The organism is Pedobacter cryoconitis (assembly GCF_014207135.1).
In the GTDB taxonomy this organism is placed as follows: Bacteria; Bacteroidota; Bacteroidia; order Sphingobacteriales; family Sphingobacteriaceae; genus Pedobacter; species Pedobacter cryoconitis_D.
This window is the reverse complement of sequence record NZ_JACHCC010000005.1, coordinates 310,467-319,662: the sequence shown is the minus strand read 5'-3', so window position 1 is coordinate 319,662 and position 9,196 is coordinate 310,467. Positions and strand designations below refer to the sequence as shown.

Genomic DNA, 9,196 nt, shown 5'->3' with positions numbered 1-9,196 from the left:
GTGATTGGCTGCATAAAAAAGCATGTCTTAAAAGTTAATTTAAGACATGCTAATGATATTTTTCTAACCTATTTCTTCGCTTCAGCCAATAATTGGGTATTTAAACGGATATACTCCGGGTTTTTAATTTCAGTAGCTATTTTAATTCCGGCTGCTGCACTTTCTGCAGCACCTTTTTTATCTCCCATTTTAAGTTGAACACGGCCTTTCCAAAGTTTAAACCATGGTCCTTTACCATCACTTCCTGCATCTGCAGCGTTCATCCATTCTAAAGCTTTGTTCAGGTCTTTTCCATTCTCATAGTAATACGTTGCTGCCTGGAAATAGGGTTTTTTATCTCCTTTCATAGCCTCATCAATGCTTGCCATTACTTTAGCGTCAATATCAGTTTCCAGATTTATGGCTACTAAAGTATTATCCCAGGTTAATTGCAGGGTTGCTTTCGTTGGGAAAACATTGGTAAATCCAATAGTGAAAGTTTCTGCTTTATCTTTTAAAGCAGAAGCCTTAACTTTAAACCTTAAGAAATCATCAGCTTCCTTGTAATCATAAGCTCCCCATTGTTTAGTAGTTTTGTTCAGGATGATTGTCCATTCTGTTTTACCTGGAATAGTGAATAAAGCATATTCACCAGCTGGAACATTCTGTCCTTCCATTTTTACATCTTCAGTGAAGCTGATTGTAGTTGCACTGTTAGCACCTGTACGCCATACTGCTCCATAAGGCTCCAGTTCGCCAAATACCCTACGTCCTTTAGTATTTGGACGGGAGTATTTCACCGTAATTTTACCAAGACCGAAATCCTGGATGACAGTCTGACCTGAGCTTGGTTGTGGCATATTGATGCCCTGTGCCTTGAGGTCTGCATTTAAACTTACCGCTAGTAAAAGCAGCAAAGAAGTTTTGAATAGTGTTTTCATCGGATTATATTTTTTTGGTTATAGAGCCTGCCTGAGCTTGTTTGGAGATGGAGAGCTAACACAGGTTTCATGACAATAAGTTTTGTTTAGACGAAAATACGCTTATGTTTTGATTTCTGCTAAAAACATTTTTCATAGTTAACTGTTTAAGAATTAACTATAAACAGAAAAAAAAGGAGTCCTTTTCCTTTCTTTCATTTGTTGCAGTGTATGCAGCATTCACAAAAACAAAACAAGACGATGAAAAAATTAAGTTTATTTGGCCTGTTAGTAATTGGTGCCTGTAGTATACAGGCTTGCCATAGTCCTGAAAGCAGGGCTGTAAAAGATGATTCTACTGCAGTCGGAGCGAGTAAAGATACCTCTAAAATGAGCTCCAAAATGAGCGGGACAACTCCTGCCGATCCGACTAATCAGTCAAAGGTTGATGGAGATGAAGCTACATTTATGAAAACCGCTGCTCTTGGTGGTATGATGGAGGTTGATTTAGGACAGATTGCCCAAAAATCTTCAAACCCTGATGTCAAAGCTTTTGCTGAAGAAATGGTAAAAGACCATTCTAAAGCTAATGCGGAACTTAAAACATTGGCATCCAATGCTAAAATTATCCTGCCGACAGCATTTCCTGCCGAAGATAAAGCACATATGGATATGATGAAAACGATGACCGGTACTGCTTTTGATCATCATTATATAGATATGATGGTTACCGATCATGATAAAACGATCACCTTGTTCAAATCAGCTGCGCTTTCTCAAACAAAGGAAGTAAGCGATTTTGCTAAAAAAATGCTGCCTATTATTACCGGGCACTATGAAAAAGCAAAAGCTATCCAGGCAAAGTTGAAATAATAGGTTAAACTATAAAAAGGGCCATGCTATAATTTACAGCATGGCTTTTTCAGGATCTAGAACTTTGGTAATCTGTTTTAGTTTTTCTTCGGCTTTCAATAACTGCTGATGAATTTCCTGTGTGGCTATGTCGGTCTGGAGTTTGAGTTCCGGAATCAGCTCTCTGTAATAATTGATCCCTTTAAACAGTTCTTCCCTGAATTTCTCAAAATATTTTGTTTTTTTCGCATTCAGGTCATGCAGCTGTGCATTCAGGTCTTTTTTCAGATAATCTACATACAAATGCAGTTCATTGATAAACAGATTGGGACGATTGATTTTAAAAGAAATAGTTTCCCTGCCATAAATATGACTGATCATCTCTTTCAGGCTGTAAGACCGGGAGAAATACGCCAGGTTAGGGCCCGGACAAATACTTACTGCTTTATTTTCCCTGGGCCTGAGTAAATCATTTTTCAGGTAGGCAGAAGCACAAAGACCTTCACATAAACAGACCTTTTCTGTAATAGCTGCAAATCTTTCTGCAAAAATGGCCGGATCAGGTTCGGTGGCCTCCAGTTGTTTAATCTTTAGCCGCTGATACTCCCTCGATGCCGTACAGATAGGCAATTCGGTAAACTCAGTATTGGTAGATAAGAATTTTTTGGTACAGGGGCTGCCTGGTCTTCCTTTCTCTATCCTTTGCAGGCGCTGCTCTTCTATAGTACTATTTTTGAAATTATTGAATAATACACCCAAAGGGGATGAGTCACTTACGTAAAAGTCATCCTGCTGTGCAGTGATTAAGGCCTCCAGCGTTTTTTCATCCACGTTGGTCACTTCCGGTACAAGCAAAAAAGGACTGCCCCATCCAGTCGCATCCAGCTGATAATAATTAAGCAGGAAAGCATTTTCTCCGGCTGTACCGATTCCTCCCTGAGCGGTAAATTTAAGTGTCGGATTTATTGTTAAGCTAATTCCTTTAGCGCATAATGCAGCCTGGTGAATGGTAACCAACTCGTTCCGCAGTTCAAGTCGTTTAAGTTTGAACTCTTCTAAAATTGGCCCGAGCAGTAAACCTTCAGTTGCAAAAGCATGTCCGCCGCAGTTCAAACCCGATTCTATTCTGAATTCGGTAACCCATAATCCTTTTTTGGCCAGCATTTTTGCCTGTATCAGAGCAGACCTGAAATCACTTACTTTCAGAATGATCTTCTTTTTGAGTTGTCCGTCTTCTGCAGGGTAGAAATCGCTGCAGTTTTCCATATAAGTATACAACCTGGGATTCAGACCGGCTGAGATCACGACCGAAGAAGTAAGTTTACTATTTGCAAACCCTCTCATGGCAGCTAAGGCATCTGTGTAGTCATTTCCCAGATTTTCTTTGCCAGCAGTATAATTTGCCTTATCTACTTTCGACATGATATTGACATCGATATTTCCAGCTCTCATCTGTGCACGTAACTCCTGCTGACGTAATGCTTTTTCCGCTCCTTCTTCCAATTCCATCATCAGGTTGTACCTGCTTTTCAAAATAGAATTTTCAGGAAGAAACTCAAAATACTGATGTATATCGGCACCTGTAGTAAAAGCTTCCTGTCTGAGTCTGGTAAACTGTTCATTAACTAATAAATGTATCAGGTTCAGGTACGCAGTGATCCTTTTTGCACGGCTATCTTCTTCTTCCTTTTTTATCACTACATAATCCATATGATTTGCTTCGGAATGGAATTTTCTCATCCGCTCTGTCAGCTCATCATCAACAATAGAAAGAACAGAAGAAATGCCATATTTTGCCACCTTTAGAGGTGTGTCAATGGAGTAACCTAATCCCAGAACGGGGATATGAAAAGTATGGGTCATGCAATTTTATTTTAGCTGTAGGCCGGCAAAATAGCAGAGAAATTCCTGGAAAAAATATGACGCAGATCATTATTTTGAATGATTTATACTAAGCCCGGGGGTGATTAGTATCATAGATGAGGAGGGATGCTGAGCAGATATTTGTAGTATCAAAAACAACATAATTATGGCAACTCTGACAATAAACCGCGCACCTTCCATGACTACCTTGTGGTCTAAGTCATTTATAGGCTTGTTTGGCCTGAGTCTGCTTGTTCATACAATTATATTGGTGTTTACTGTTGCAGGAATCTGATATTGATGGATTTTCTATATTTGTAAAAACCGATTATGGAAAACACGAGATTATTAGAGGCAATCATTGAAACAGCTATTGATGGAATTATAACCATTGACGGGCGTGGGAAAATTGAAACTCTTAATCCTGCTGCACTAAGGTTATTTGGCTATTCCTTAACCGAGGTTGTCGGGAGAAATATCTCCATGCTGATGCCTGAGCCTGATCATAGCAGACATGACGGTTATATCGAACATTATCATTCGACCGGCGAAAAACATATTATCGGTAAGGGAAGGGAAGTTAACGGATTACGGAAGGATGGCTCTACATTTCCTTTCAGATTGGCAGTCAGTGAAGTACAGTATCAGGACCGGAAAATATTTACTGGTTTTATTCATGATCTGTCTAAAGAAAAGGAAGCAGAAAGACGTTTGTATGAATACGCTGCTGAACTAGAAAGCCTGGTTGAGGAGCGTACCAGATCACTGAAAAAGACGGTTACCGCTTTAAGGGAAGCAAAAGAGGAGGTCAGCTTGTCACTCGAAAAAGAAAAAGAGCTCAATCAGATGAAAAGCAGGTTTGTCTCTATGGCATCTCATGAATTTCGTACGCCGCTTAGCTCGGTGCAGCTTTCCGCTTCACTGATAGAAAAATATGCACAGCCCTTTCAAAATGCCAATATAGAAAAACACGTACACAAAATAAAGAATGCCGTAGGCAACCTCACCACTATACTCAATGATTTTCTTTCGCTCGAGAGACTGGAAGCAGGAAGAGTGGAACCCGCATTTCAGGCTTTCGACCTCGTCAAACTGGCAGAGGAGATTACTGAAGAAATGCAGATGATTGCTAAACAGGATCAGCATATTATTTATCAGCATACCGGGCTTGAAAGTACGGTATCACTTGATCAGAACCTGCTGAAAAACTGTATGATCAATCTGATCAATAATGCGATTAAATATTCTGGAAAAAATACTTTCATCGAATTCAATACAGAAATCAATAATCAGCAATGTCTGGTAACCATTAAGGATAATGGAATCGGCATACCAGATACCGATCAGAAGTATCTGTTTCAGCCATTTTTCCGGGCCCATAATACAGGGAGTATACCCGGGACAGGTTTGGGATTGAATATTGTACTTCGCTATGTTGGTTTAATGCAGGGCGAAGTTCAGTTTGAAAGCAAAATTAACGAAGGAACTAAATTCACACTATCTTTTAATAAATAGGATGGAAAGCAAGAAACAAAAGATATTAATCATTGAAGACAATGATGATATCCGAGAAAGCACAGCGGAAATACTAGAACTGGCCGATTACGAGGTTTTCCAGGCAAATAACGGTAAAGCAGGAGTGGAGATGGCACACAGTCATCTTCCAGACTTAATCCTGTGTGATATTATGATGCCCGAGCTGGATGGATATGGTGTACTTTACTTATTAAATAAAAATCCGGAAACCGCTGCTACCCCCTTTATTTTTCTGACAGCAAAGGCTGAGCGGATGGATATGCGGAAAGGAATGGAAATGGGGGCAGATGATTATCTGGTTAAGCCATTTGATGATGTAGAGTTGCTGAACGCGATAGAAAGCCGTTTCAGTAAAAGAGAAAAGCAAGAAATTTTCTACAGTAAATCAATCGATAAATTAAATCATTTGGTTTCCTCCAATCAGGGAGTGAAAGAGCTGGACAAACTGATGCTCGAACGTAAGGTCCGTACCATTAAAAAGAAACAGATTATTTACTACGAAGGGGATACCGTTTCTGGTATTTATCTCGTTCTGACTGGTAAAGTAAAAACGATTAAACTTACTGAAGACGGAAGAGAGCTGCTGACAGGGATGTACGGTGCTGAAGAGTATTTTGGTATTCCTGCTCTGTTGCTCAATGAGCCTTATACCGAAACCGCAGAAGCACTGGAAGACACTTCTATCTGTCAGCTTCCGAAAGAGATGCTCGAAGAGTTACTGAACCGTTATCCTGATGTAGCCAGACAGTTTATCCATATCCTTTCAAATAACCTGCTCGAAAAAGAGGAACAACTCCTGCAACTGGCTTATCATTCTGTCCGCAAACGGATGTCAGAAGTACTGATACGTCTTTGTAAACTGGAAAAACAGGAAGGGCAGATCAATCTTCGGATATCCCGCGATAACCTTGCTGCAATGGCAGGAATGGCCACCGAAACGGTGAGCCGTATCTTAAGTGATTTCAAAGATGAAGGCATCATTGAAAGAAAAGGAAGTCAGATTGGTATCCTGGACTACACCCGACTTCAGCAGATGAAAAACTGATCTATATCATATTTATGGCTGACTAGTCTCATTCCCTGGGTTTTGTTATTGCGTTAATTTTACACAATAATAAATCAATCCGAATGAGAGTAGTAGCCTATAGTATTAAATCTTTTGAAAAAGAGCCACTGGCGATAGCCAATCATAAAAAGCATGACATCACCCTGATCTCAAACTCACTGAGTGCGGATACGGTGAGTTATGCAGCAGGAAAAGAAGCTGTTATTGTCTTTACCGAAGATATCGTATCTGAGGATGTGATCAACAGACTGGCTGATCTGGGTGTGAAATATATTGCTACCAGATCTACTTCTACCTTACACATCAATCAGGAAGCAGCAGCTGAACGCAATATTAAAATAGCGAACGTTCCGGCAGTTTCCCTGATGGCAGTTACAAGTGAGGAGCTATCCCTTGCCCTGGCCAGAGAAACTATCTTAAATCTTGATAAATGGCAGCAAAACCGGTGTTTAGGTTCAGCTTGTATTTGTTCAAAATCCTGTGACCAGGCTCACCCTAAAACTCCGGACCATGAGCACTAAGACACTGATTGCCAAATATCATGTTCCGGCGCCCCGTTATACAAGTTACCCTACAGTTCCTTACTGGGATACAGAAGGGTTTGATCAGGAAAAATGGGCTTATGCGGTGAGTAAATCATTCGATTACAGCAATCATCAGGACGGAATCAGTTTATATATACATTTACCTTTTTGCGAAAGTTTATGTACCTATTGTGGGTGTAATACCAGGATTACCCGGAACCATCAGGTGGAACATCCTTACATCCAGACGGTATTGAAAGAATGGAAATTATACCAGAAACTTTTTAGCAGTAAACCAGTTATCCGCGAATTACATCTTGGCGGAGGTACGCCAACCTTCTTTAGTCCTGAAAATCTCGAACTTTTAATTCATGGTATCCTGGGATCTGCCCAGATCCATGAAGAGGCCGAATTCAGCTTTGAAGCGCATCCTGCAAATACGACAGAAGCACATCTGCTTAGCTTATACCAATTAGGTTTTAAACGGATAAGCCTGGGAATCCAGGACTTTGACCCTAAAGTACAGTTGATCATTAACCGGGTACAAAGTGTAGAAGAAGTGGCTCTGGTTACGGCTCAGGCAAGAACAACAGGGTATAGCTCTGTGAATTTTGATTTGATTTATGGTCTTCCTTTACAGGATATTAAAGGATTAACAGCTACAATCAATGAAGTCTTGAATTTACGTCCCGACAGGATTGCTTTTTACAGCTATGCACATGTGCCATGGGTAAAACCGGGACAGCGCAGGTATACAGAATCAGATCTTCCTACGGCAGCACAAAAACAGGAGTTATATGAACTGGGTCGTGAAATGCTTAAAGCAGGTGGCTATACAGAAATTGGGATGGATCACTTTACGCTGGCTACAGATAGTTTATATCGTGCTGAAAAAGAAGGAGGACTACATCGTAATTTTATGGGATATACCCATCAGTACAGCAGGCTGATGATTGGTCTGGGGGTATCTTCTATCAGTGACAGCTGGACTGCCTTTGCACAGAATGTGAAGAAAGTGGAAGAGTATATCAGTCTGGTCAACGAAGGGAAAATACCTGTTTTTAAAGGACATATCCTGGACCAGGAAGATCTGGTGATCAGAAGACATATCCTGAACCTGATGTGTAAGGGAGAAACTTCCTGGTCAGATCCGGAACAGCAAAGTGAGGGTTTCAGTAAAGGTCTGGAGCGTATGGCACTGATTGCTGATGACGGACTGGTGATTATCCGGGGAACTGAATTAAAGGTAACCCGTTTAGGAAAAAGGTTCCTCAGAAATATCTGCATGGCACTGGATTCAAGATTATGGGCTAATCAGCCCCAGGCACAGCTTTTCAGTATGGCTGGATAAAATTACCTGCATTCTGCGGTACCGGCTCTGGCCGGACTTAAATAAGCAATATTGAGTTCCATCCCCCGCAGAATAAACCAGGTACCTAGTAAAAGCATCATATAAGGCACAAGCTTATTCATCCTTTTTCTAAATACAGCACTTGTCAATCCTACACTTATTCCGGCAATAAACATCAGAGGAAGGGTTCCAAGCCCATACCAGAACATATATTCAACAGCATGGTTCACTGAACCTGTATTCAGCGCCCCGGCCAGAGCAAGGTAAACCAGACCGCAAGGCAGAAAGCCATTAATGATTCCAATGATCAGGTGATTTGCTTTATGTTTCAGGGCATAACCAAACAATTTATTGAAGGGGAGGAGTAGCTTTGAACTGGTCTGTCCGACAGAGAATTTAAATAATCTCGAAAAGGCAGCCAGCAGAATGAGTACGCCACTTAAAATACTCACGGCCTGTTGTACACCAGAAAGCCATATTTGTCTGCCCAGCAAGCCAATAATTGCACCCAGGATACAATAAGAGATAATCCTGCCCAGCTGATAACTGAGTTTGTCCCATACCAGGAATCCCCAGCCTTTATGCAAGGTGGGGATGGCAAATGCCAGAGGACCGCACATTCCCAGACAATGTACACTGCCCAGAAGGCCAATCAGGAATGCCAGATACTGCTCACTCATCGGATGCTAATTTCCCGTTCATCAAGATATTTTTTATGCTGGCTTTCCCATTCGATAATTAAACGCCAGGAACCTTTCTGCAAAGCTGAGACGGGAATGAATACTTGTCTGTCCGCATTTGTTTCCAGGGGCATTACCCTGTCCATGCGTTTATCTGAAGTCCGCATCAGTCTGATCCTGCCTTTTGCCTGTTCTTTAAAGAGCAGGCTTATCACTTCGGTATTCACCTTGACCAAGGGTTTTGCCTGATCATGTTTGACTTGTTCTTTAAGATTGTAAACCTGATTGTAGTTGATTCCCTTTTCATAATAATCATTATCGACCAGTGCATCTGTTTTACTGTTAAACATGATGACTGCCAGTACAATGATGAAAGACATAAAGGAGGCAAGGCCTATTGTTATTTTTATTCCCCAATTCATAAG

At 40.9% G+C, this 9,196-nt stretch carries 10 protein-coding genes; 6 read left to right on the top strand and 4 right to left on the bottom strand.

The genetic code is table 11. From position 1 onward, the window contains the following. Nucleotides 1–68 precede the first annotated feature (68 nt). The gene (locus tag HDF25_RS11120; protein WP_184624833.1) at nucleotides 69–920 is read right to left on the bottom strand and encodes a DUF2911 domain-containing protein; all 852 of its coding nucleotides are present in this window, start codon (nucleotides 918–920) and stop codon (nucleotides 69–71) included. A 240-nt stretch (nucleotides 921–1,160) separates the two neighbouring features. Between HDF25_RS11120 and HDF25_RS11115 the strand changes: the two genes are divergently transcribed. Beyond that, nucleotides 1,161–1,772, top strand: a complete 612-nt coding sequence (locus HDF25_RS11115; protein WP_184624832.1) for a DUF4142 domain-containing protein — start codon at nucleotides 1,161–1,163, stop codon at nucleotides 1,770–1,772. A gap of 33 nt (nucleotides 1,773–1,805) precedes the next feature. Here HDF25_RS11115 and HDF25_RS11110 read toward each other — a convergent pair whose 3' ends face one another. Then, complete coding sequence (locus HDF25_RS11110; RefSeq protein WP_184624831.1) at nucleotides 1,806–3,614, bottom strand: hypothetical protein; 1,809 nt, start codon at nucleotides 3,612–3,614, stop codon at nucleotides 1,806–1,808. 166 nt (nucleotides 3,615–3,780) lie between these two features. Here HDF25_RS11110 and HDF25_RS25835 point away from each other — a divergent pair, with 166 nt between their 5' ends. The 5 genes from HDF25_RS25835 (at nucleotide 3,781) to hemN (ending at nucleotide 8,091) form a co-directional block, all read left to right on the top strand. Next, nucleotides 3,781–3,909 (top strand): hypothetical protein, encoded by a 129-nt coding sequence (locus HDF25_RS25835; protein WP_260409360.1) that lies wholly within the window; start codon nucleotides 3,781–3,783, stop codon nucleotides 3,907–3,909. 35 nt (nucleotides 3,910–3,944) lie between these two features. Continuing rightward, a complete protein-coding gene (locus tag HDF25_RS11105) occupies nucleotides 3,945–5,129 on the top strand; it encodes a PAS domain-containing sensor histidine kinase (protein WP_184624830.1) in 1,185 nt (394 codons plus the stop codon). Between the two features lies 1 nt (nucleotide 5,130). Further along, nucleotides 5,131–6,195 (top strand): response regulator, encoded by a 1,065-nt coding sequence (locus HDF25_RS11100; RefSeq protein WP_184624829.1) that lies wholly within the window; start codon nucleotides 5,131–5,133, stop codon nucleotides 6,193–6,195. 83 nt (nucleotides 6,196–6,278) lie between these two features. Beyond that, a complete protein-coding gene (locus tag HDF25_RS11095; RefSeq protein ID WP_184624828.1) occupies nucleotides 6,279–6,737 on the top strand; it encodes a lactate dehydrogenase in 459 nt (152 codons plus the stop codon). Beyond that, complete coding sequence (hemN, locus tag HDF25_RS11090) at nucleotides 6,727–8,091, top strand: oxygen-independent coproporphyrinogen III oxidase (RefSeq protein WP_184624827.1); 1,365 nt, start codon at nucleotides 6,727–6,729, stop codon at nucleotides 8,089–8,091. The genes HDF25_RS11095 and hemN overlap by 11 nt, the downstream gene beginning before the upstream one ends. Before the next feature lie 2 nt (nucleotides 8,092–8,093). Here hemN and HDF25_RS11085 read toward each other — a convergent pair whose 3' ends face one another. Beyond that, complete coding sequence (locus HDF25_RS11085; protein WP_184624826.1) at nucleotides 8,094–8,771, bottom strand: sulfite exporter TauE/SafE family protein; 678 nt, start codon at nucleotides 8,769–8,771, stop codon at nucleotides 8,094–8,096. Next, nucleotides 8,768–9,193: a FixH family protein gene (locus HDF25_RS11080; protein WP_184624825.1), complete on the bottom strand. Its 426-nt coding sequence runs from the start codon at nucleotides 9,191–9,193 to the stop codon at nucleotides 8,768–8,770. Before HDF25_RS11080 ends, HDF25_RS11085 begins: the two co-directional genes overlap by 4 nt. Nucleotides 9,194–9,196 lie beyond the last annotated feature (3 nt).